Origin of the sequence: Brevibacillus sp. FIR094 (assembly GCF_050477165.1) — a bacterium.
Taxonomy (GTDB): Bacteria; Bacillota; Bacilli; order Brevibacillales; family Brevibacillaceae; genus Brevibacillus.
Genome location: NZ_JBEAES010000057.1, coordinates 1 through 23,579, shown reverse-complemented (window position 1 = coordinate 23,579; position 23,579 = coordinate 1). Strand labels below are relative to the sequence as shown.

General features: G+C 46.8%; 22 protein-coding genes, 1 tRNA gene, 1 pseudogene and 1 other annotated feature. Of the genes and pseudogenes, 4 read left to right on the top strand and 20 right to left on the bottom strand.

Going from position 1 to position 23,579, the window contains the following annotated elements:
* Nucleotides 1-92 precede the first annotated feature (92 nt).
* Entirely contained in the window at nt 93-701 is a 609-nt protein-coding gene (locus tag ACQ5DJ_RS28735; RefSeq protein WP_429845427.1) for a hypothetical protein, read from the bottom strand.
* Nucleotides 702-794: 93 nt separating this feature from the next.
* Between ACQ5DJ_RS28735 and ACQ5DJ_RS28730 the strand changes: the two genes are divergently transcribed.
* Nucleotides 795-971, top strand: coding sequence for a hypothetical protein (locus tag ACQ5DJ_RS28730; RefSeq protein ID WP_429845426.1), 177 nt, complete (start codon nt 795-797; stop codon nt 969-971).
* A 70-nt stretch (nt 972-1,041) separates the two neighbouring features.
* On the opposite strand, the gene ACQ5DJ_RS28725 is transcribed toward ACQ5DJ_RS28730, so the two are convergent.
* The 3 genes from ACQ5DJ_RS28725 to ACQ5DJ_RS28715 form a co-directional block, all read right to left on the bottom strand.
* The gene (locus tag ACQ5DJ_RS28725; RefSeq protein ID WP_429845425.1) at nt 1,042-2,223 is read right to left on the bottom strand and encodes a NupC/NupG family nucleoside CNT transporter; all 1,182 of its coding nucleotides are present in this window, start codon (nt 2,221-2,223) and stop codon (nt 1,042-1,044) included.
* Between the two features lie 140 nt (nt 2,224-2,363).
* A complete protein-coding gene (locus tag ACQ5DJ_RS28720; protein WP_429845424.1) occupies nt 2,364-2,771 on the bottom strand; it encodes a RidA family protein in 408 nt (135 codons plus the stop codon).
* A gap of 157 nt (nt 2,772-2,928) precedes the next feature.
* Nucleotides 2,929-4,164 carry a hypothetical protein gene (locus ACQ5DJ_RS28715; protein ID WP_429845423.1) on the bottom strand — a complete coding sequence of 412 codons (1,236 nt, stop codon included), beginning with the start codon at nt 4,162-4,164 and terminating at the stop codon, nt 2,929-2,931.
* Between the two features lie 58 nt (nt 4,165-4,222).
* On the opposite strand from ACQ5DJ_RS28715, the gene ACQ5DJ_RS28710 reads away from it, so the two are divergent.
* Together ACQ5DJ_RS28710 and ACQ5DJ_RS28705 are read left to right on the top strand one after the other, a co-directional pair.
* Nucleotides 4,223-4,537 (top strand): hypothetical protein, encoded by a 315-nt coding sequence (locus tag ACQ5DJ_RS28710; protein WP_429845422.1) that lies wholly within the window; start codon nt 4,223-4,225, stop codon nt 4,535-4,537.
* 206 nt (nt 4,538-4,743) lie between these two features.
* Nucleotides 4,744-5,169: a hypothetical protein gene (locus ACQ5DJ_RS28705; RefSeq protein WP_429845421.1), complete on the top strand. Its 426-nt coding sequence runs from the start codon at nt 4,744-4,746 to the stop codon at nt 5,167-5,169.
* A gap of 39 nt (nt 5,170-5,208) precedes the next feature.
* Here ACQ5DJ_RS28705 and ACQ5DJ_RS28700 read toward each other — a convergent pair whose 3' ends face one another.
* The 16 genes and pseudogenes from ACQ5DJ_RS28700 to guaB all read right to left on the bottom strand — a co-directional run bounded on the left by ACQ5DJ_RS28700 (nt 5,209) and on the right by guaB (nt 22,269).
* Nucleotides 5,209-5,745 carry a hypothetical protein gene (locus ACQ5DJ_RS28700; RefSeq protein WP_429845428.1) on the bottom strand — a complete coding sequence of 179 codons (537 nt, stop codon included), beginning with the start codon at nt 5,743-5,745 and terminating at the stop codon, nt 5,209-5,211.
* A 123-nt stretch (nt 5,746-5,868) separates the two neighbouring features.
* A tRNA-Arg gene (locus ACQ5DJ_RS28695) sits at nt 5,869-5,945 on the bottom strand.
* Between the two features lie 143 nt (nt 5,946-6,088).
* Nucleotides 6,089-7,120 carry a histidinol phosphate phosphatase domain-containing protein gene (locus ACQ5DJ_RS28690; protein WP_429845420.1) on the bottom strand — a complete coding sequence of 344 codons (1,032 nt, stop codon included), beginning with the start codon at nt 7,118-7,120 and terminating at the stop codon, nt 6,089-6,091.
* A complete protein-coding gene (locus ACQ5DJ_RS28685; RefSeq protein WP_429845419.1) occupies nt 7,114-7,914 on the bottom strand; it encodes a DeoR/GlpR family DNA-binding transcription regulator in 801 nt (266 codons plus the stop codon). Before ACQ5DJ_RS28685 ends, ACQ5DJ_RS28690 begins: the two co-directional genes overlap by 7 nt.
* Nucleotides 7,898-8,917 carry an ABC transporter ATP-binding protein gene (locus ACQ5DJ_RS28680; RefSeq protein WP_429845418.1) on the bottom strand — a complete coding sequence of 340 codons (1,020 nt, stop codon included), beginning with the start codon at nt 8,915-8,917 and terminating at the stop codon, nt 7,898-7,900. Before ACQ5DJ_RS28680 ends, ACQ5DJ_RS28685 begins: the two co-directional genes overlap by 17 nt.
* Nucleotides 8,917-9,705, bottom strand: coding sequence for an ABC transporter permease (locus tag ACQ5DJ_RS28675; RefSeq protein WP_429845417.1), 789 nt, complete (start codon nt 9,703-9,705; stop codon nt 8,917-8,919). The genes ACQ5DJ_RS28680 and ACQ5DJ_RS28675 overlap by 1 nt, the downstream gene beginning before the upstream one ends.
* On the bottom strand, nt 9,702-10,547 hold the full coding sequence (locus tag ACQ5DJ_RS28670) for an ABC transporter permease (RefSeq protein ID WP_429845416.1): 846 nt from the start codon (nt 10,545-10,547) through the stop codon (nt 9,702-9,704). The genes ACQ5DJ_RS28675 and ACQ5DJ_RS28670 overlap by 4 nt, the downstream gene beginning before the upstream one ends.
* A gap of 36 nt (nt 10,548-10,583) precedes the next feature.
* Complete coding sequence (locus ACQ5DJ_RS28665; RefSeq protein WP_429845415.1) at nt 10,584-11,417, bottom strand: alkaline phosphatase family protein; 834 nt, start codon at nt 11,415-11,417, stop codon at nt 10,584-10,586.
* Complete coding sequence (locus tag ACQ5DJ_RS28660) at nt 11,407-12,504, bottom strand: ABC transporter substrate-binding protein (RefSeq protein ID WP_429845414.1); 1,098 nt, start codon at nt 12,502-12,504, stop codon at nt 11,407-11,409. Before ACQ5DJ_RS28660 ends, ACQ5DJ_RS28665 begins: the two co-directional genes overlap by 11 nt.
* Before the next feature lie 191 nt (nt 12,505-12,695).
* On the bottom strand, nt 12,696-13,985 hold the full coding sequence (gene aceA, locus ACQ5DJ_RS28655) for an isocitrate lyase (protein WP_429845413.1): 1,290 nt from the start codon (nt 13,983-13,985) through the stop codon (nt 12,696-12,698).
* Between the two features lie 27 nt (nt 13,986-14,012).
* Nucleotides 14,013-15,620 (bottom strand): malate synthase A, encoded by a 1,608-nt coding sequence (aceB, locus tag ACQ5DJ_RS28650; RefSeq protein ID WP_429845412.1) that lies wholly within the window; start codon nt 15,618-15,620, stop codon nt 14,013-14,015.
* A 421-nt stretch (nt 15,621-16,041) separates the two neighbouring features.
* Nucleotides 16,042-17,322: a serine--tRNA ligase gene (gene serS, locus ACQ5DJ_RS28645; protein WP_429845411.1), complete on the bottom strand. Its 1,281-nt coding sequence runs from the start codon at nt 17,320-17,322 to the stop codon at nt 16,042-16,044.
* Nucleotides 17,323-17,375: 53 nt separating this feature from the next.
* Nucleotides 17,376-17,601: a binding site (T-box leader), on the bottom strand.
* A gap of 128 nt (nt 17,602-17,729) precedes the next feature.
* Nucleotides 17,730-18,305, bottom strand: a complete 576-nt coding sequence (gene pdxT / locus ACQ5DJ_RS28640) for a pyridoxal 5'-phosphate synthase glutaminase subunit PdxT (RefSeq protein ID WP_429845410.1) — start codon at nt 18,303-18,305, stop codon at nt 17,730-17,732.
* A 10-nt stretch (nt 18,306-18,315) separates the two neighbouring features.
* Nucleotides 18,316-19,200, bottom strand: a complete 885-nt coding sequence (pdxS, locus tag ACQ5DJ_RS28635) for a pyridoxal 5'-phosphate synthase lyase subunit PdxS (RefSeq protein WP_069852468.1) — start codon at nt 19,198-19,200, stop codon at nt 18,316-18,318.
* 105 nt (nt 19,201-19,305) lie between these two features.
* Nucleotides 19,306-20,622, bottom strand: coding sequence for a D-alanyl-D-alanine carboxypeptidase family protein (locus tag ACQ5DJ_RS28630; RefSeq protein ID WP_429845409.1), 1,317 nt, complete (start codon nt 20,620-20,622; stop codon nt 19,306-19,308).
* A 187-nt stretch (nt 20,623-20,809) separates the two neighbouring features.
* Nucleotides 20,810-22,269 (bottom strand): annotated as a pseudogene (gene guaB, locus ACQ5DJ_RS28625) (IMP dehydrogenase).
* A gap of 166 nt (nt 22,270-22,435) precedes the next feature.
* On the opposite strand from guaB, the gene ACQ5DJ_RS28620 reads away from it, so the two are divergent.
* A complete protein-coding gene (locus tag ACQ5DJ_RS28620; protein WP_429845408.1) occupies nt 22,436-23,449 on the top strand; it encodes a YaaC family protein in 1,014 nt (337 codons plus the stop codon).
* Nucleotides 23,450-23,579: the final 130 nt, after the last annotated feature.

The following is a 23,579-nucleotide window of genomic DNA, read 5'->3' as shown; positions in this document are numbered from 1 at the left end:
AAACCCTTCAGATTGCTTAAATATAATACGTGTCCAACTTTATGGGGTCACTTCAAAGGTCCTATTCGAGCCTTCTGACTGGCTTTTTCTCTTTATTCTTTCTGCGGCGACTCCTCGATCATTTTTTTATTGATGATTCTTATTTTATCTGCTGGTGATTGCTCGTCCTTTGCACTAATAAAAACGGAGTTATCTCCCGCTTCAAAAAACATGACATAATCCTGATCGGCCATGCTCTTATCTTCACTGACAGGCGCCCCCAGATTTTTACGGATCGTGTCCAGATTCGTTTCATTTAGATGAAGACCAGCCAAATCAATTCCATACACTCGATCTTGCCCATCAAAATAAATGAGTGCACTCTCTAGCTTCTCAAAGACTTCATAGCGTCCGCCATCCCAATAATCTTGTTTCGTTACCTTGCCGTATAGCGCAGAAACCTCATCCCGCTTCATCCCGATGTGGATATCAAAGCCACTGATTTCGTTTTTGGCAAGCATCTGCAAAAATTGCCCATCCAGATTAATTTGACGCACGGTAGCGGTTTGCTTCTCTTGCTTTTGGTCACCCCCGCTATTTCCCGCCTCTTGCTTCTGCTCGGTAACAGGTTGTTGTTTAGAATCTGTTGATACGCTCGTATCAGGTGAACAGCCTCCCACAATCAAACCTGCCACTACGGTTATACACACCCATTTTCTCAACCGACTTCACTCCCTTATCTCCTCTTGAATGGTCTCATCGCAACTTCGTCACTGGTAAGACGTATCTTTTAGTAAAAGTGAGGTGTTGTATGAATGCCACTCTGGTTACTCGTCTTACTTATTTTCGGAGGTCTCTTGCTGATTGGAGCCATCATCGATTGGATTGCCAAGCATCGGAAGCAGAGAGTCCTCATAGAACGTAACAACCGTGATTCTCATTCCTTTGATGAAGGATACGATCCGAGAAACAAAGACGAATATCTCACTTGATAGACGCAGCTCCCCTTCATTTAGTTACGAAACCACATCTAACAAAAAAAGACCCCCGAAAGGGTCCCCTTCACACCACAATGCTGATGATAATTCCTGACAAAATACTGACGAGTGTTGCCCCATACAACAGCTTCAGTCCAAACCGGGCGACGACATTTCCTTGCCTTTCATTCAAGCCTTTTACCGCGCCAACAATTGTCCCGATGGAGCCAAAGTTCGCAAACGAAATCAAAAACACAGACACGATGGCGACCGTTCTTTCGCTCAACTGACCTTGAATCTTCGTAAAATCGAGGATGGCGACGAACTCGTTCGCCACAATTTTGGTGGCCATGATACTTCCTGCTTGTACAGCTTCATGCCAAGGAATCCCCATAAGAAAGGCGAGGGGTGCAAAGACGTACCCTAACAACGCTTGGAACGAAATACTGAACACCGCACTGAATAACCCGTTCACCATCGCAATGATTGCAATAAATCCGAGCAACATCGCGGCAACAACCACGGCTACTTTAAATCCATCCAGAATGTACTCCCCAAGCATTTCAAAGAAGGCCTGTTTCTCTTCTTTTTCTTGATCGAGCAAATCATCTTCCGGCTTCACTTCATACGGATTAATAATAGAAGCAATGATAAAACCACCAAATAAGTTGAGCACCAACGCAGCTACTACATACTCCGGTTTGAGCATGGTCATGAAGGAACCCACAATCGACATAGACACGGTTGACATCGCAGAGGCGCACAGCGTGTACAACCTGTTTTCAGGTATGGCACTGAGCTGTTTTTTCACGGTAATAAACACTTCAGACTGCCCGACGATCGCCGAAGCAATCGCATTATACGACTCCAATTTTCCCATTCCATTCACTTTGCTCAATACGAGTCCTACATAATGAATAAATAAAGGGAGGATCCTCGTGTATTGCAGAATGCCTATCAGTGCGGATACGAACACAATCGGGAGCAAAACTTGCAAGAAAAACGGCGACGCACCCGGATTCGCAATGCCACCGAAAACAAAATTGATCCCCTCGTAAGCATACTCCAGGAGTACAGAAAAGCTGCTGGCAATGCCTGATATTAAAATGAGTCCAATACTGGTTCGCAACAGCAGCAATCCAAATACGATCTGAATCAGAATCATGATGAGGATAGGGCGATACCGAATGCGCTTTTTATTACTACTTGCCAACCAAGCAAGCAAAAATACCGTAATCAAACCTATTCCTGCGATGATATAATGCATGCAACCAACTCCAATAGCAAAAGATTTAGAGCCGACACGTACCATTGTCGATCCGCTTATCTCGCTCCATAATCTTCCCAAAAGAGCACAAAAAAACCCTCCTGAACGATGAATAATCGAACAGAAGGGGGATGAGACAACTATATATCTGCAACGGCGATGGCCTCAATCTCAATCAACAGCTCGTCCCTGATGAGCTTGCTCACTTCAACGGCAGAGCTCGCTGGCGGGGTTTCTGTATTCACGTACTGATCTCGAATCTCACGGACAATGTGCATCTTGGAGATGTCAGTCACGAAAAAAGTCAATTTCACCACATGGTCAAAGCTGACTCCTGACGCTTCTAGCGCGAATTGGATATTTTCGAAAACTTGTTTTGTCTGTGCGGCTAAATCGCCTGTGCCGACCAGTTGGCCTTCCCTGTTGAGAGCCACCTGACCCGATACATAAATCGTCCGTGCGTTCCGAACCTCCACCGCATGGGTGTAGCCAAACGTAGGTGGCATTGTTTCAGGGTTGATGAATTTGATTCGCTTATCATTTTGCATCCGACATGCTCCCTCCATTCACATTTGTTGGTAAACCATTCTATCATACCCGAAAAATTCTGACCATTCTCCGAGTTCACAAAGAAACAGAGGAAATCCTCATGATGAATAACCCGTCTCCAGCTAGGTGAGGACGGGCTTTGCTTTTTAATAGTCTCTATTTTGAGGAATTAAATTGATCAAATAGCGCGCTTCCAGAGCTTTTTGGCTGTTCTTTTTTGTTTGCGGCTTCAAATTGCTGAAACAGTCCGCCGTCATTCTTCTTTTTTTCTTCTATTCTTATTTCTTTCTTTTTGGGTAGGGGCTGTTGAATCGGTGTTCTTTCTGGCTTTACAGGCTTTACAGGCTTTACATTCTTTTTCTTTCTCGTACTTTTCGTATTTTTCGTAATGATCTTGTTTGGAGGTTGCTTCTTCTTCTTTCTTTTTCTATTCATAAACCAATAAGATAAAGGAAAAATCCCGAGCATAATCGTGCCCGCTGTAATCAAATACAGCTTCCAGGTCGTTTGCCTTTTCTCTTCCGCTTGTTTTTCTTCCCGCATCTTTTGGACAACTTGTTCGAAATCACGAACCTTATAGTTTTCTTTAACAGACGACAGGTTCTTTACAAACCCTACGGAACGGCTTCCATAATAGATAAAATGTCGCGGGGCATTGTTCACTGTCATCTGATATATGTATCCTGTCGGGACACCTGAGTCTTGGATTTTTTCTTTTATATCTTCCATAAGATCAGGAGAAGTCGGATCAATCATTTGGTCATATTCCAAAACTTCATAGTTCTTACTTTCATTTTTCCCTACTAACTGAATATTTTCTTCATTGTTAAAAAGAAAATACCTCGGAATCCTATTGATACTCTTCCGATAGACTTTGTTTTTCGGGAAATTATGCAAGGCCATTTCGTTGCTGTGCATTTCCAGTGTTTGCTCTGAAAGCAGTACCTCTTTTGCTTCTATGATGGGGAGGTTTTTCTCTAAGGCTTCATATTTAGGGAGCCAATGAATGATACCATCCGGGTCTAAAAACATGTAAATATCCTGATATTGAAAGGATGCCACATAGATTTGATTGGTTGGCAGGCTATTAAGATAAAACTCTTTTTCAAATGGTGTGGGATCGAAATTGTATGGGATGTTAAAGACTGTTGCCCCATTTATCTCACTCTCATCTATCTCTTCTAACTGTCCGTTATTATGTACGGTAAAGTATAGGGGGCCATTATGAGTTGGGTCACCCCAAATGGTCGTTTGATAATATTGATTCGGTTGTAAATGGTATGGTCCAATACCGCTATCGATTTGGATTAAGAGTTCGGACCGCTTGATTCTTTCCTCTTCCGCAGCAGCTTCTTCGCTCGTCTCCTCTTCTTGGCTTGAATCTTCTTCCACGTTTTCTTCATCATCGTCGTCATCGTCATGCTTTTTGAATTTAACTGGCTTGGATGATTTGAAACCACTTGATGGTTTTGCGCTTTTTATCGTGGAGCTTGAACTTTTGCTGGTTGAGCCTGAGCTTTTTCCTGAAGAGTACGAGCTTTTGCTAGATGAGGATGACCTGGTACTCGATGAGCCTGAACTTCTGCCGGACGAATATGAGCTGGTACTCGATGAGCCTGAACTTTTGCCGGACGAATATGAGCTGGTGCTAGACGAACCTGAGCTTCTGCCTGAACTACTGGAGCTAGATGAACTTGAGCCTCTAGATGACGCAGGCTCTACAGGAAGGATTACTAGACTAATCATTACAGTGCTAATAAAATAGGCAAGCAATTTCCGCATGAAATATGACCCCTCTATGAACCAACCAATGGTTCTCTCTCTAAATAACAGTTAAATACTACCACTGCACATCGTATTAACGCTACAAAATTCCTCTCCTTCCTACTTCATCCTTTTTTGACTTTTTACCATGAAATCTATCCTGTATAATTTTTGGAAAATAGGAACCTAGAAAGAGAGGATTTGCTAGTGACAACGGTTTACGATAAAGCGAAATATCATTACGAAAACTTTGAGGAGGATCTTCCTCAAAAACAGGCATATGTACATACAGGGTTTTTCATAGGCTGGTTGATTGAAAAGGATATGATTAGCGAGGATTTTCAAAAGAGTTTCGAAAACCTCATCGCTGATTTTAAACAAAGGAAGATGACTGGTCCTGAGGTCTATGAGAAGACGGGTGGAGTATTTGCTAAAGACATGCTGAATGAAGAAGGGAACCAGTTCGCGATGTTTTACTTCGATTTCGATACTGGAGAGTATCGCTATCATTATCTAGAAGCGTTTGATTGTGAACCGAGTGTGTATCACGTCGAAGATACTTGGGAGAATTACGAACATATCAAAGATTGGATCGACAATGAGTACGAGTACTGGTGTGAGAAAAATGAATAAGACCGCGTAACCACGCGGTCCTGCGGTCAAGTCGCTATCCTATTTCTGCAGGATGAAATCAGACATAACTACCTTCTCCCATTGAATTCCTTTTGGACTCACGTTGGTGTAAAGCGTTATGGAGTCTGCACCTTCAACGATAGCCTTCAATTGAAAATTCATGTCCTTGGGCTGCAAATATTCATCATACAGCTGTTGGTAGTTGGGATCGTTCTTTTCTTTTGCGACTTTGATGTATTCTACGGTGTCAGGGTCTTTCTCAAAGTTTTTGTATTTCACTTGATACGCGAATGTCGCTTCTACTTTTCCGTCCCCTGATTTCTCTTCATAGTCCGATAAGGTAAACTCCAGCAGTTCATAGTAGGGGGAGAAAGCTTTCTTGCTCTCTTCTTCCATATAGCTTGCGATTTGGTTATAGGTTGAAGAGTTGTCGACCGATTGTTTTTGTTCCTGTTCTGTGCCAGCGTTCGTTACTTCTTTTGCAGGTGGCGCGGCAGTCTGCTTTTGTACGACCGCATCTGAGCTGCATCCGCTTAAGTAAACCGCCAAGACCATAGCCATACATCCTACAATCACATTTTTCAAAGGAAATCCCCCCTTATTTCGTTCGTCATTGGATAGACGCTATACATTTCAGGCATGCTACACATCTCAACAAAAAAAAGAAAAAACCTTGATGCCCCAAGGTTTTTTCTTCGATGGCGTCCCCGAGAGGATTCGAACCTCCGACCTACAGTTTAGGAAACCGTTGCTCTATCCTGCTGAGCTACGGGGACAAGTATGATCACCTACTTTCTTATTATATGTGTATATCCATTTTTCGGCAAATACAAGTCGAATGTGGAAGATAACAAAAAAACCTTGGCATTCCAAGGTTCTTTGCATTTTAAAAAATATTTTGCTCAAAACATGCTGCTTTTCACAAGCAGCCCTCGTCTGGAATAACTGATTCAAAAAGAATTAGCTTCATGATCCGTTGACGACCGGAAAAAGTGGCAATCTCCGTTACCTCTTTTGAACGAAGAACTTCCAGATTCTCCGCCACGTATCTCCCAATATCGTCGGGAAAGTGCGCGTCGGACGAGAGTGTCAGTGGAACACCATGCGCCACCAGAACGTCGAGGAAAGCGGGGCTGGGGCACATTTCCTTAACGGGATAGCGGTAGTACAGGCCTGCATTGATTTCGGTCGCTGTATCCGTTTCTCTCAAAGCAGTTGCGATCCGGTGGTAATAGGGAACTATCTCTGATTCCTCAGGGCGATAGGAGAACACTTTCAGATTGTCCAGATGGGCAACAAAATCAAATAAGTTGCTCCTGATCATGGACTCAACCGTGTGGAAAAAGTCCGCGTATAACTGTTTCAGGTCATGCTGCTCAAATAGATGACGAGTCTCGGGATTGTCAAAGCCCCATCCTTGCATAAAATGAACAGAACCGATCACATAATCCCACGAAGCGCCTGCCAACAAGCTTTCCAATTCTGCTTCGCCGCCGATAAAGTAATCCGCTTCGATCCCCAGCCGCAACTCCACACCGCTTGCCGACCAACGCTGCTTTGCTGCCTCGATGGCGACACAAAAGTCGCTGAGGCTCTCGGTGCATACTTGATCAAGCCAAGTGCGCTGCAAGCGACCCAAATCGGTATCACTGAGGTCTAGATACCGTTCAAAGTAGGGACGAGCTTCACGAAAGCGGTATAAATGATCGACAATCCCCACTTCCTTCAAGCCTTTGTTTAACGCTTCACGTAAATACAGATCGATCCAGGACGGGTCGTAGCACCCCAGAGACATGCGATTATTTAATCGCGCAAGACTGTCCAGAAGCCAGGCGCGGGTATGTCGAGGTTCAGTAAGCGGATAAAAGTGGTCGAGGGCCACATTGGTACGGTCGAGCCAACGCAATGAAAAAGGCCCTTCTTCCAGATGAAGATGATAGTCGATTAGCATGTGAAGTCTCTCCTTCCCGGATGTTCGCTTATCCAGGTAGTTTGAATGCCAGACGAAATCCATTCATCCGGCATCGGCTGGTCACAAACAACCGCGCTGACATCCTGCCAGCCGCAAATACGAAAAAATTGCGTTTGGCCGATCTTGGTTGTGTCTCCCAATACATAGACTTGCTCTGCCCGCTGTACCATCATGGTCGAGCACAGCGTTTCTTCCATGTCATAGTCGGTGAAGCCATCAGCCGTCATTCCTCCACAGGAAATAAACGCTTTATCAAAATGAAAACGAGAGAGCAGCTCGCAGGTAAACGCCCCGGCAACCGATTGTTGGCCCGGATGGGTCAGCCCCCCCAGCATAATGACCTGACCGTTGAATTGATTCGCTTCCAACAGCTCGTTTAGTAAAGAAGCGGCGGGGAGCGAATTCGTGACAATCGTTAATTGATTGAGGCCCTTTATCGCACGTGCCAATTCCAGTGTTGTCGTCCCGACATCGAGCGCGATGGTATCCCCGTCAGACAAAAGTTCTGCTGCGATTTGCCCAATTTTCGTTTTTGCCGCCTGTTGAATCGCCTGTTTCTTTTCAAAGTGCGGCTCACGCTTTACCAAATGATAAGGGATAGCTCCTCCGTACACTCGTTTTAACAAACGTTGCTGTTCCAATTGGTCCAGATCACGACGTATTGTCTCCGGTGTTACTGCCAGGTTTTTTGCTAGACTCATCACCTGAATTTTACCGTGGCGGTTCAATTCGTCTAGTATCACTTGCTGTCGTTCTTCAGGCAATAGTGTCATAAAGCGGAATCACATCCTTGGGACCTAAATACAATGTTTTTGTTGCGCCTATCTGCTCCTGCTCGAAGGACAGGTGAAGAGTGTCCACCAACACAGGAACATCACCAACGTTCAGTTCATAACGGGAAATGTTGCCGAGCATGGTTACTTGAGCGATATTCCCGGTCAAGCAGATGTCCTCCCCAGTCAGAGGCTGTTCGCGAAACGTCTCGGGACGGATTGCAAAACGTTCAACTGCCGGATGAGACAAATGAGGCGCGATTTGGCTAAGCTGCTCGGCAGTCAGCACGTTGTAATTGCCAATGAAGCGAGCGACAAATTCAGAGCGAGGTTGCGTGTAAATCTCTTGAGGACTGCCGTGCTGAACGATTCGTCCACCATTCATGATATAGATGCGGTCACTGACAGCCATTGCTTCTTCCTGATCGTGAGTAACCAGCACAGTCGTCATGTTTAACTCTCGTTGGATCGTGCGTAACTGCTTTTGCAAATTTTTACGAATCTGGGCATCAAGCGCACTAAGCGGCTCATCGAGCAAAAGCACTTTTGGCCGAGTGACCAGAGAACGGGCAAGTGCCACACGCTGCTGCTGCCCACCAGACAATTCACGCGGGTAAGCCTGCTCCTTTCCCACCAATCCCACCAGCTCAATCATTTCCTGGACACGGAGCCTAATCTCCGTTTTCGAGATTTTGTTCATTTCCAGGCCAAAGGCAATGTTTTGACTGACCGTAAGATTGGGAAAGAGCGCATACGATTGGAACACCATGCCGATCTGCCTGTTTTTTGGCGACACGTCCGTCACATCTTTGCCGTCAATGTAGATCATGCCCGTATCAGGAGCCGTCAAACCACTGAGGATGCGTAACAGCGTACTTTTGCCACACCCGCTAGGGCCAAGCAAGGTAACCAGCTCACCTTTTTCAATCGAAAGATCAAGTTGCTGCAACACGTGTTGACCGTGAAAGGTTTTGGACAGGTGTTCGATTTGGACGTAGCTCATCAGGGAACCTCCTTGCGTGCGAAGCTTCGGCGCGTGAATTTTACAACCAGGCCAGTGATGATAGCCATCAGGACAAAATAAGTGACGGTAATCGCGCTGGCGACATGCCCACTTGACGATAGCTTAGCGTATAGATACATCTGCAGGGTTTCGTATCTTCCTCCCACCAGGATGTTAATCAATACGAATTCACCAAACAAAATGGAGAACGACAGGAGTGAGGACACGAAAATTCCAGACATGATATTCGGAACGATAATCCGTACGAACGCCTGCCAGTGACTCGCACCCAATAGCTCGGCTGCCTCCATCAACGAACGTGCCTGCAAGGCAAGCAGACTGTTGCGCGTTCCCTGATACAGATACGGGAGCAAACCGACCAAATACGCACCGGCTGTGATGATGACCATTGGAATTCCGTTTCCTGAATAAGTACGGATCAATCCGACAGCCATAATGACACCCGGAACGGCATAGGTCAGCATCACCAAAATCTGAACCAGCCTCTCCATCCGGGGTGCGTAGACGATAATGGAGAATACAGCAGGAACAATAATGACGACGGCAACGACAGTCGTCAGAAAGCTGAGCAGAAAAGAACGCCCGAATGCTTGCAAGAAACGGGGATCAGCATACAGCTCCGCGAACCATTTTCCTGTGAGTCCTTCCGGCAAAACTGTGCTGTTCCACTCAGTTGCCAGTGAATAAAGTACGGTAGCTGCGACAGGCAAAAACAAATACAGCATGAGCAACGTAAACGACAAGGATGGCAAACTAATCCGCTTCAAGACAAATCCCTCCGAATCTTCCGCGTCAGCCACTCGTTCACGAGCAGGGCAGCGGCAAGCGTCAGACCGAGCAGTACCGCAAGTGCGCTACCCAGCTCGGGTCTGGCAAAAATGTCGCCAGATACTAGCGCACCAATCCGAATGGGTACCAGATTGTAGTTGCTCCCGGTGAGCGCGTAGGCAGAAGCATAGGCACCCATTGCGTTGGCAAACAAAATGCTGAATGTGCCAACGATGCCAGGAAGCAGTACCGGAAAACCGATTCTCAACCAAAACTTCGAAGGACTGGCCCCAAGCAACTCTGCCGCTTCCATCCATTGTTTCTGAACAGCGTTGTACAGGGGATATAAAAGCATTACCGCCAGAGGCAGTTGAAAATAAATATAAACAAGCGTCAAGCCGCTCCACGAATACAGAGTAAATGATTGACTAAAAACAATGCCCAGTTGCTTCGCGAGCAAAACAAACAATCCACTGTTTCCCAACAGGACAATGAAGGCAAAGGCGAGCGGAATCCCCGCAAAATTGGAGGTTAGGTTCGTAATGACAAGAATTCGCTGTTGCAGAGATTGCGGGAACCGGGTAATCCCATAGGCAGCAAAAACAGCAACGACGATTCCAATGAGAGCAGACAGGAATGAGATGAGCACGCTGTTCTCAAAAGCCTGCAAGTAGTACGGATTTGAAAAAATCTCACGATAGTGACTAATAGTAAAACCGCCGCCCCCCTCGGCCTGAAAGCTCCCTCCGATCATGGAAAGCAATGGGACGAGGAGAAACAGAGCGATCATTGCAAAGAACGGAATCGTCGTAACCCAAAGCACACTGACAAATCGTTTCATCGCAAAAGCTCCTTTCTTAGAGGAAAAGACGCCCCCTTAGGGAGACGTCTTACTCAGCCCTCCTACGTTCAATGGCTGCATCTCTTTCGAGGGGGAGATGCCAAGCAAATGGCAGGCAAGCGGAGCCACCTGCAATTGCGGAATTGCCTCCTCGCGAATACCCGGAGATACCAGGTTGCTGATGACAAACAAGGGGACATCCCGGTCAGCGCTAGAAGTGCCGCCATGATTTCCATCAGCTGTCATCCCATGATCGGCTGTTACGATGATTTGATAACCCGCATCGATCCACGCAGGAAGCACATTTGCCAGTATCGAATCTGCCGCCAGAACGCGATTTCGATATCGTGCGGAATCGGCCGTATGCTTATGTCCGTCATCGTCGATATTCATGGAGTGGACGTAAAGAAAATCTGGATTGTATCCATTCAATAAAAAGTTGGCGTCAGCAAACAAGTGTGTATCCGGATAGTGATCTTCCCAGTAGAACATCCCGTGTTGTATCGGCTTGTCGGTGTTCAATTGGATTCGGTCGTGAAACGGACTGAACGGGGCCTTGTTGTAAAGCTCGCTTACCCAGCAATAAGCGGCAGCAGCGTTGGATATCCCATTTTTCCGCGTCAGGTGAAAGAGACTCTCCTGGTGCGAAAGCCGAACCGCCTGATTGCTAGAAATTCCGTTTTTCCACACAGGGGTTCCCGTTAAAAGAACCTCGTACAAAGGACGAGAGAGACTGGGCAGTTCCGATCGTACCTGAAAGCGAGCCGCGATGCCGTACTCGACCAGGTGATGTAGGTACCCCATGTGCGAGACGGCTGTATCAAATCTCAATCCGTCGAGCACAATCATGGCGAGCTTACTAGCGCACATGGATTAACACCTGCTCTTGCCATAACTGCGGCAATTTTTTGGTTGTCTCTTCCCAAGCAGTCAAATCGCCCACCGGACGTGCGTTTTTATACATTTCATCAGGGAGCAGCATGGCTTTAGCAGATTCATCCAGCTTGGCATTAGCACGAATCGGTCGAGCATAGCCACGAGCCAGATTGGACTGTCCAGCGTCGGAGAGAATGTATTCCCGAGCCAGCATGGCCGCGTGCGGGTGCTTGGCGTACTTATTGATAACAGTTGCGTACCCGCTGCTGACTGATGCTTCCTCCGGGATCAGGACATCAAAGCGGTTTTTATCGATTTTGTCCCGGTACCCGAGCGCGTTGAAGTCCCACAAGATAGCGACTTCGACCTCACCCTTTTCTAGATTGGCAAGGCTCGGATCGCTCGTACTGAGCCGCTTGTTTTTTGCCAACTCAGCGAAAAAGTCTATGCCGGGCTGAATATTTTTCTCATCTCCTCCATTAGCATAGGCCGCGGCCAGTACAGCAAACTGTGCCTGATTCGCTTTCATAACATCGCCGATCGCGATCTTGAAGCTGCCGTTTTTCAAATCTGCCCAAGTCTTGGGAGGATTTTGCACCTTTGTCTTGTCAGTGATAAAGGCCAGTGTTCCGGTATAACCCAGCAACCAATGTCCTTCATTATCTTTTGCCCAGTCGGGAATGTCGTTCCAATAAGAGGTTTTGTATGGCAACGTTAGCCCTTTTTGCTTGGCTAACGGTCCAAAAGCGATGCCTACGTCACCGATATCTGCTGTGGCGTCTTCTTTTTCTGCTTCAAACTTAGCCAATTCTTCTGCGCTCGACATGTCTGTGTCCGTATGCTTCAAGCCGTATTGCTTTGCGAGATTGCCCCAAGTCTCTCCCCAGTTTGCCCACGTGTCCGGCATACCCACGGAGTTGACTTCGCCCTCCTGCTTTGCTTTTTCCACGATTTGATCCAGGGTCAATTGCGACGTATCCAGAGAAGTGCCTGATTTCGTTTCAGTGGCACATCCCGCAAGCAGAAAAACGGATGTCATGACAACAACGGTTCGTTTCCAGCTTAACTGGTTCCCTTTCATCTTTAAGGCCCCTTTTCGTTTTTATTTGTGTTTGATTCCTTTGTTTTTCCTAAGCTAATCGTAAACAACAAAAATGAAACTGATATAAATGCGTTGTTAAAAAGCTATTAAGACTCTATGAAAAATAGACGTGAACGCAAAAAGTGGCCCTCTGATTATCAGAGAACCACCTAGTCCTTCGCTTTTCCTATTTAATTATGGGCGAATTGCTCCTCTTCCGTCGACCCGCTGAGTGCAGTCGTGGAGGAATTGCCGCCCGAGATAACTTGCGCAACCTCATCGAAATAACCCGTTCCGACTTCACGCTGATGACGAGTTGCCGTATAGCCATTTACTTCACTGGCGAATTCAGCTTGCTGTAATTCAGAGTAGGCAGCCATCCCACGATCACGATAGCCGCGCGCCAGTTCAAACATGCCGTAATTCAGGGAGTGGAAGCCAGCAAGTGTGACAAATTGGAACTTGTAGCCCATCTCGCCGATCTCTTCCTGGAAGCGAGCGATGGTCTGTTCATCCAGCTTCTTTTTCCAGTTAAAAGAAGGAGAGCAATTGTACGCTAACAGCTTACCCGGGTATTTGGCATGGATCGCTTCTGCAAAACGACGTGCTTCCTCCAAATTCGGCTCAGAAGTCTCGCACCAGATCAAATCTGCATAGGGAGCGTACGCCAGTCCACGAGCAATCGCTGCATCCAATCCACCACGCAAACGGAAGAAGCCTTCTGCTGTTCGTTCACCCGTCAGGAATGGTTTATCCTGCTCGTCGATGTCGCTAGTGATCAGGAAAGCGCCATTGGCATCGGTGCGTGCCACGATAATCGTTGGAACCCCCATCACATCTGCCGCAAATCGTGCGGAAATCAGGTTACGGACGGCTGCTTGCGTCGGAATCAATACCTTCCCACCCATATGGCCGCATTTTTTCTCGGAAGCCAGCTGGTCTTCAAAATGCACCCCTGCTGCGCCCGCTTCAATCATACCCTTCATCAATTCGAAAACGTTCAGTGGCCCACCGAAGCCGGCTTCTGCATCTGCTACGATCGGTGCAAACCAATTCGTCTCGGTACCACCTTCTGATTGATCGATCTGATCAGCCCGTTGCAATGCCTGATTAATTCTTTTTACAACTTGGGGAACACTGTTTGCCGGGTAGAGGCTTTGATCAGGATACATCTGACCAGACAGATTGGCATCGGCCGCTACCTGCCAGCCACTCAAATAAATCGCTTTTAATCCTGCCTTTACTTGCTGAATCGCTTGATTCCCGGTCAAAGCCCCCAACGCTTTAATATGGTGCTCGGTATGCAAGAGGCCCCACAAACGCTCTGCTCCCAGACGAGCCAGCGTATGTTCGATTTGTACAGAGCCGCGCAAACGAACGACATCTTCTGCCGTATACGGACGGTTAATTCCCTGAAACCGCTCCCCCTGCCAGCTTTGCTCCACTTGTTGAATCGCTTCTTGCTTGTTTACTTTCGTCATTTTCATTTCCCCCACTCTTTTTGTTTTTTACAAATAGCGATAACCCGGTACCGTCAGAAAGTCTTCGAAATCTTCTGTCGTTACCAATTGCAAGAACAGATCACCCGCAATGGGATACTTACTGTTGTCGTACCTCTCCTGGCCAATTGCTTGCTTGATCGCTTGCAGCTCCTCACTCAGCCACTGCTTTACCAAGCCTTCCGTCACCTTTTTACCATCCTGCAAGACTCCGTGACGATGACGCATCCATTGCCAGACTTGTGCCCGCGAAATTTCTGCTGTAGCCGCATCCTCCATCAGATTGTTGATCGGCACAGCGCCAGAACCTCGCAACCAAGCCTCGATGTACTGTATGCCTACGCTTATGTTCGTACGGACACCGGCTTCTGTAATCGTGCCCTCTGGGACTGCCAGCAGGTGACTAGCAGATACGTCTACATCTTCACGTTTGTACCAGATTTGGTTCGGCTCTCTCATCAAGCGATCGAACACTTCCATGGCTACCGGTACTAGCCCTGGGTGAGCAACCCACGTCCCATCATGTCCATCGTACGCTTCCCGCTCTTTGTCAGCGCGCACTTTGGCGATGGCTTCTGCATTTTGTACCGGGTCATTTTTCACCGGAATTTGTGCAGCCATTCCGCCAATGCAAGGTGCCATCCGTTTATGACAAGTCTTCACGGCCAGCGTGGTGTATGCTTTCATGAACGGAACTGTCATGGTTACTTGGGCGCGATCCGGTGTAATGACATCAGGCTGATTCCGCAGCTTTTTGATATAGCTGAAAATGTAATCCCAACGTCCGCAATTCAGCCCTGCACTATGCTCGCGTAGCTCGTACAGAATCTCATCCATTTCAAAAGCTGCGAGAATCGTTTCGATCAATACTGTCGCGCGAATCGTGCCGCGTGGAATATTTAATTCATCCTGCGCAAAAAGGAAGACGTCGTTCCAGAGGCGAGCCTCCAAATGGCTCTCCAGTTTCGGTAAGTAGAAATACGGTGCTGTCTGATTCGCGATAAGAGCATCTACGTTGTGGTAAAAGTAAAGTCCGAAGTCAAGCAGGCTGCCGGAGATCGGTTTTTGATCAAGGAGGATGTGTTTTTCTTCAAGATGCCAGCCACGAGGACGCACGATCAAAACCGCTGTCTTTTCATTGAGGGTGTATGATTTGCCTTCCGGGCTGATGTAAGAGATATTGCGGCGTACCGCATCCTTCATGTTGATTTGACCTTGTATGGTGTTCTCCCAGGTCGGTGAGTTCGCGTCCTCAAAATCAGCCATGAAAAGCCGAGCACCTGAGTTCAGTGCATTGATGACCATTTTCCGATCACCCGAAGGTCCCGTAATCTCCACCCGTCTGTCTTGCAAATCTTTGGGCAATGGAGCAACAGTCCAACCTCCTTTACGAATGTCCGCTGTTTCCTGTAGAAAATCGGGCAGTTGACCTGCATCGATCTGCAATTGACGCTCCACGCGTTTATCCAACAATTGTTTTCGTCTGTCACCAAACCTTTGCTCTAGCTTCATCACGAACTGAATCGCTTCTGGTGTCAGGATATCTTGATAACCGGGGTGCATCTCACCTGAAATCTGCACCTCCAGCGGATATGGATTCGTTGGTACGGTCGTCAAAACAGCTCCTCCTCCCTCACTTCAAAGTTATTATGGTACAGATCGATAAAATGTTTTTTATTATATAACAGCAAGAGCAAAAAAAATGTTCTTACTCCTGATACCCGCTGCCACTGCAATGGCTGCAGCATACATGCCCATCTCCCAAGCAATTGTGGCAAGCCGCTCCGTTGGCATCATGACCAACGCCTCCACATTTTGGGCAATTTTGTTCTCCGTTTCCTTCACACCGATAGCAGTTCATTCTCCATTCCTCCATTTCTGTATTAAAACAATATTCTTAAAATTTGTTTTTATTATATAACAGAGATTAGTACAGTGCAACACGTTTTTTAAAAAATTCCACCTGTATTAGTACACAAAATAAAACAGCCCTTGACCCGTTATGGATCAAGAGCTGCTTTTCTACATCTCTCGCTTATTACCTCGGTGCGATCTTTTCTACTCCGCCCATGTACGGACGAAGAACTTCTGGAATTACGATTGCTCCATCTGCCTCTTGGTAGTTCTCCAAGATCGCTGCTACTGTACGTCCAATCGCCAAACCAGAACCATTCAATGTATGCACAAATTCCGGCTTCGATTTCGTATCGCGACGGAAACGGATATTGGCACGGCGCGCTTGGAAATCTTCAAAGTTCGAGCAAGACGAGATTTCACGGTATGTGCCGCCGCTTGGAATCCAAACCTCCAGGTCGAATTTCTTCGCAGCTGTAAATCCTAAATCGCCTGTGCACATGCTCAGGACACGGTATGGCAGTCCAAGCAGTTGAAGCACTTTTTCAGCGTTTTTCACCAGTTTGTCGAGTTCGTCATAAGACTCTTCTGGTTTCACGAATTTCACCAGCTCAACTTTGTTGAATTGATGCTGACGAATCAACCCACGCGTATCACGGCCAGCAGAACCCGCTTCCGAACGAAAACATGCGCTGAAAGCAGTGTAGTAGCGAGGGAGATCCGTTCCATCCATGATCTCATCTCGATGCATATTGGTGACAGGCACCTCTGCAGTTGGAATCAGGAAGTAATCTGGTCCCTCGATTTTGAATGCATCCTCTTCGAACTTAGGCAATTGACCCGTTCCCGTCATGCTCGTACGGTTGACGATATACGGTGGGATCACTTCTTCATAGCCATGCTCATTCGAGTGCAGATCCATCATGAAGTTCATCAGTGCGCGCTCCAGACGTGCGCCCAAACCTTTATAGAAAACAAAACGACTTCCTGTTACCTTTCCCGCCGTTTCAAAGTCGAGGATGCCTGCTTGGCTAGCCAGCTCCCAGTGAGGCTTAATCTCGAAGTCAAATGCACGTGGATCTCCCCATGTCCAGGCCATCACGTTATCGTCTTCTGTCGTACCGATCGGCGTGCTTTCGTGCGGCAGGTTCGGGAGGCTCAGCAAAATGAACTCCAGCTGCTCATCCAGTTGGCGCAGCTCTTCATCCAAAGCCTTGATGCGTTCATTTACTTCTTTCATTTCAGCGATCAGATGGTCTGCATTTTCCTTATTGCGTTTCATAACTGCTACTTGCTCGGATACCGTGTTACGCTTATTTTTCAGCGCTTCTGCTTCTTGGATGACTTGGCGACGCTTTTCATCTACTTCTACGAATTGATCCAACGCAGAAATATCTTCATTACGGTGAGCCAAACGGCGTTTTACTTCTTCCAAATCCTGGCGTAATACTTTTACGTCCAACATGTGTAAATCCCTCCGAATCGTATTGAAAAAAAACAAAAAACACCCGTCCCCTGGTAAGGGACGAGTGTTGTATACCCGCGTTGCCACCCTCGTTGACACATGCAGCAATCCTTCATGCATATGCCCACTCTTCCGTCATAACGGGACGGTTCCGGGCAAAGTTATTGTTCCTTTACCACTCCGAGATGGATTCCTTCACATAACCGGATCGGTTTGCACCTACCACCGACTCTCTAGGCCTGGCTCTTGTGAAGTACTTGTTCTCATCATCGCATTCTCATTCATGAATACTATTATTGTTAACTGTACTACAGGTTCTATACGTATGTAAAGAGCAGCCCACCTCGATCTTTACAGAAAAAAAGAAGATCGGCGCCTTTTTGACGGCCGATCTTCCGGTATGACAGCTAGCTTCTATATTCCTTGACCATGTCGAGGAAGTATTTGTGCAGTCTTGTATCTTCAGTCAATTCTGGGTGAAAGGCTGCTGCCAAATAGTGACCGCTTCGGGCGACAACAATCTTGTCTTCGTGCTTGGCCAAGACTTGACCGTTCTCTCCCACTTCCATGATATACGGTGCCCGGATGAACACTGCCGGGTAATCAGCCGCCACACCCGCAACAGGCATCAAGACTTCAAAGCTCTCCTTTTGGCGACCAAAAGCATTCCGCTCGACTTTGATGTCCATCAACCCTAGATGGCAATCATCTTGGGCTTGAATCTGTTTTGCCAGAAGGATCGCTCCTGCGCAAGTTCCGAAGATCGGCTTGTTCGCCTTACCGAACTCTTGAACCGCCTCCATGAATCCGTACTTGTGCATCAGCTTGCTAATCGTGGTGCTCTCTCCGCCGGGAATGACCAGCCCGTCGAGGTCATCCAGTTCTTCTACCTTTTTGACCGAGATGGCTGTGGCACCAACTTCTTCTAGCAGTCGCACATGTTCTGCTACAGCTCCTTGTAGAGCGAGTACGCCGATTTTCATGCTACTCACCTTACCAGCCGCGCTCTTGCATGCGATCAGCTTCACGAATTTTGGAGATTTCGATTCCTGGCATTGCCGTTCCCAAGCCTTTGGATACGCGAGCAATCAGTTCGTAATCTGTGTAGTGGGTAGTCGCTTCCACAATCGCGCGAGCAAACTTCTCTGGATTCTCTGATTTAAAGATACCAGAGCCAACAAACACGCCATCGGAGCCCAATTGCATCATCAGGGCAGCATCTGCTGGTGTTGCTACTCCACCTGCTGCGAAGTTTACGACTGGCAGCTTACCTGTTTTGTGTACTGCTTCAAGCAGTTCGTATGGGGCACCCAGGTTCTTGGCTTCCGCCATCAGTTCATCGTAAGACATGGCTTGCACTTTGCGGATTTGGGACATCATCGTACGCATGTGACGAACAGCCTCTACAATGTTTCCGGTTCCTGGCTCACCTTTTGTGCGGATCATGGATGCACCTTCCCCGATACGGCGGAGAGCTTCACCCAGATCACGGGCGCCACATACAAACGGTACAGTGAACTCTTTTTTATTGATATGGTACAAGTCATCTGCCGGAGTGAGTACTTCACTCTCATCGAGATAATCTACACCCAGAGACTCAAGAACACGCGCTTCAACAAAATGACCGATACGAGCTTTTGCCATAACAGGGATCGAAACAGCATTCAGTACTTCCTCTACAATGCTAAGGTCCGCCATGCGCGCAACTCCACCAGCTGCACGAATGTCAGACGGTACACGCTCCAAAGCCATTACAGCAACAGCACCCGCTGCTTCTGCAATTTTCGCTTGTTCAGCATTTACGACGTCCATAATAACGCCGCCTTTTTGCATTTCAGCCATACCTCTTTTTACGCGGGATGTTCCTACTTGTACCATGTCATTACCCCCTACATCATGAGTCAGAACCGAAACTGTTATGCACTGTTATGGTTCTTGTTACCGTCATTGTAAACGATAGATGTAGGGGAAAACAACAGTTATTTAATTTCCTGTCCCACTGCTAAACAAATTGCTGAAAAACTCAATGATGCTACGGAAGAACAGACGAATCCAGCTGGCTTCCTCTACTGCCTGTCCAGCTACTACATCAACACCTGCTTTTGTCGCATCTTCAGGCTGCAGATAATCCGTATCCTTCACGCCTTCTTCTTTCAATACGATCTTACCGACAACCTGTCCTTGTGTAATTGGCGCGGTCAGATCCTGGAAGGTAACAGTTGGTGTGAATTTTGCATCGGTACCGATCTTTGAAATCATATTTACTTCGCTACCTGTAACGGCTGGAACTGTTACCTCTACACCGTTTTTCACAGGAGCTATTTCAAACCCTTTAACTGGTACATTCTTGTCCATTTGTTTCGTCAGTTTGTAATTGTTAAAACCGTAGTCAAACAGTTTTCTTGTCTCCGCGAAACGCTTTGTATTGCTATCTGTATTCATTACTACACTAATCAAACGCATGTTGTCACGAACAGCCGTCCCTGTAAAGCAATAGCCTGCTGCAAGTGTATGCCCTGTTTTCAATCCATCTACGCCCGGATAGTAGCTAATCAGACCAGGCAGCATCCAGTTGAAGCTTTTCTTGCTCCACTCTTGTGGGGTACCTGTTCGGAATGTGAAGTTTGTTTTTTTGGAAACTTCCAATGCCTCAGGGAAATCACGGATCAGAGCACGTGCGAGGATAGCCGAATCGCGTGCCGACATCAGATTTTCCGGTTGATCGGTTTTCACTGAATACGGGCCCAACTCATTAGCTGGCAAACCTGTAGAAGTGACAAACATCGTATTTTTCATACCAAGCTCTGCTGCTTTTTTGTTCATCATTTCAACAAAGGCAGCTTCACTGCCTGCGACCTTCTCTGCCAAAAGTACGGTTGCGTCGTTAGCAGAAACAACTGTCATCGCTTCTGACAATTGTTTAACTGTAAATGATTCACCTAAATTCAGGTACACGCCAGACGAATCTGAAATTTTCGCGATATAAAAAGCATACTCACTTACCGGGACAACATCATCCCAGTTAATTTTCTTTTGTTTGACGGCTTCCTGAACCAGGTATTCAGACATGATTTTACTCATGCTAGCTACCGGAAGTGCTACGTCAGGATCTTTACTATAGATAACCCTTCCCGTCGATGCCTCAACAAGAATGGCAGACTTCGCTTCCAGTTGTAAATTCGCTTGAGATGCTACAGGGGCAGCTTCCACCTTTGAAACCATTCCTCCCATTGCTGTAGCAAAAACAGCGACCGAAAGGAACAGACCTGTCAATCGCTTTGTCCATGTCTTTCGCTTCATGTAATCTCTCACTCTCCTATTTCTGTCGATTTTATTTTTTCTTGAAACAAGCACACAATTGTAAGTGTACCATAGGTTGCAGGGTGGCTAAAGCGTGTTTCCTCCCATTTCCACATACTAGACACTAGCAAAAATCCCCTCTCTTTTTAAAAGAAAGGGGACGTAGGTCTTCCGTACTATTCTTCGCTTAGGAAATCGAGTAGTTAGGTGATTCTTTTGTAATTTGTACATCGTGTGGATGGCTCTCACGCAAGCCAGCGCCGGTAATGCGAACGAACTGGGAGTTTTGAATCAAATCTTCGATGGTCTTCGCTCCGCAGTATCCCATACCTGCACGTAGTCCACCAATCAACTGATACGTGACATCGGCCAATGGGCCTTTGTAAGGAACACGACCTTCGATCCCTTCCGGAACGAGCTTTTGTGCGTTCTCTTGGAAGTAACGGTCCTTACTGCCGGCTTTCATCGCGCCGATCGATCCCATTCCGCGATATACCTTGAAACGACGACCTTGGAAAATCTCAAATTCGCCGGGCTTTCTTCTGTACCAGCGAACAGACTGCCGATCATGATCACAGAAGCACCTGCACCAATTGCTTTTGGCAAATCACCGGAGTATTTAATGCCGCCGTCGGCAATAATTGGAATATTGTACTCTCGCGCTACTTGCGCACAATCGTGGATCGCTGTAATTTGAGGAACACCGATACCTGCTACGACACGTGTTGTACAAATGGAACCAGGACCGATACCAACCTTCACCACAGATGCGCCAGCTTCGATCAGATCGCGAGTAGCTTGTCCAGTTGCCACGTTTCCTGCGACGATTGTGAGCGTTGGGTATTCATTGCGAACTGCTCTTACCGTTTCAATTACGCCTTTAGAATGCCCATGAGCCGTATCGATCACCAGTACGTCCACGCCAGCTTGTACAAGTGCTGCTGTACGCTCAAACGTGTCTGCAGATACCCCAACAGCAGCACCACACAGCAAGCGGCCTTGTGCATCTTTTGCTGCATTCGGGTATTGAATTGCCTTTTCAATATCTTTAATCGTAATGAGTCCACGCAGGGTGTTGTTCTCATCCACCAACGGGAGCTTTTCGATCTTGTGTTGTTGCAAAATCAATTCTGCCTGTTGCAATGTAGTACCGACAGGAGCCGTCACCAGGTTTTCCTTGGTCATAACATCTTTGATCTTGATGGAGAAGTCATGTACAAACCGCAGATCGCGGTTAGTGAGAATTCCGATCAGTTTTTGATTCTCATCGACAATCGGAACACCCGAGATACGATATTTACCCATGAGAGCATTCGCTTCTTCGACGGTATGTTCTTGGGACAAAGAGAATGGATTGGTAATAACGCCACTTTCAGAGCGTTTTACACGATCTACTTCGCTTGCTTGTTGCTCAATGGACATGTTTTTATGGACAATCCCGATACCACCTTGGCGAGCCATGGCGATTGCAAGTCCAGACTCCGTTACGGTGTCCATACCAGCACTGATCAGAGGAATATTCAGCTTTACATTCTCACTCAATTGTACTCGTAGATCAACATCCCTTGGCAAAACTTCAGATTTTCCTGGAATGAGCAATACATCGTCAAACGTTAAGCCCTCTTTAACAAATTTGTCTTCCCGCACAGTTGAAAGCTCCTCTCGGCGAATGGTTTAAGACAGTTTAACAAACGGCTTAATTTACTGTCAAGAAATGAGTATATTGTTCGGTTATAGATTCAATTAGACAGATAAATCAAAAAACGTTCAGGGAAACTTAACCATATTACGAAAATTGGTAAAGGTGGGTATCATGGATAACGCTTGGAAAACATTACGCTATTTTGAGACAGAACCAACTGCACGTAAATATTTGGCTGCCTGCTACCATAACATGGGTGTTGAGCATGCCGAGCGACTAGCTTTTCAACAAAGCTCGCGTTTCCTGTTTCTCTGGAGACAAGCCAGACATTTTTATTCCACTTCCGCTGTTGCCGACTTGTCCATCCAGCCATTACTGCTGTTTTATGGATGCTCTCACTTGTTGAAGGCGATGTTATTGACTCGTGATCCGTATTATCCCCAAAACAGTCGTGTTCTTCAACATGGTGTCACGACACGAAAGCTTAAACGAAACGCCTATATGCTAATGGAGGACGAAGTTCGTCCACAAAAGGAAGGCTTTTTTGCGCAATTAGCTCACGCGTACCAGCTTGCGCCGTTACAAGATCGCTATTCAGTCCATAACTTATTTTCATCCATCCCCAGTGTCAGCGATAGTTACGGACTTGCGACGGATAAACCACGTAACTGGTTAACGTTAAAGATTGATCATGTAAGTCAGGATGATTTGGTTCGCATTACCTTTCCTGAAAAAACGGATGGGCCCTTATCCTTTTCAACCGAGACCTTCATCCAGTACATTCGACGGCTAGCTCCATCTGTTTGTAACTTGGAAAAAATCGCCTCGGTAGATAATAAAAACATAAAGGAACTGACCCTTCCTCAGTGTGCCCTGTCTGAACTGGATCAACACCCGTTATTTCGTTTGCATCAGAACGTCCTCTTCTTTTGGAATGGTTCTGCTTCTTCTCTACCTCTTCCCGAATGGGCCAGTCATTACTTGCTGCTTTATTTACTCAGCATGCTTTGCCGCTATGAAACGGAGTGGTGGGGAGAGCTAACGATGTCTCACGGACTTACTGAGCGATATTTGGTCGAACATTTTTTGGATAACCACATGGATACTTTCCCCTCGGTTATTCGAAGGTATTTTCACCGAAATCACCGGATGCCCCTTCCCTCTTTGCCGTCGGATCTGTATTAGTTTTCCTGCCACTACTTTATTTACACGAAAAAACCTTCCTGCCATCATCAGCAAGAAGGTTTCTTTTATTCCCTGAAAACTGGATCTGCATGATCAGTTGCTAAGTGTGTGGATAAGTCCTCGACCGATT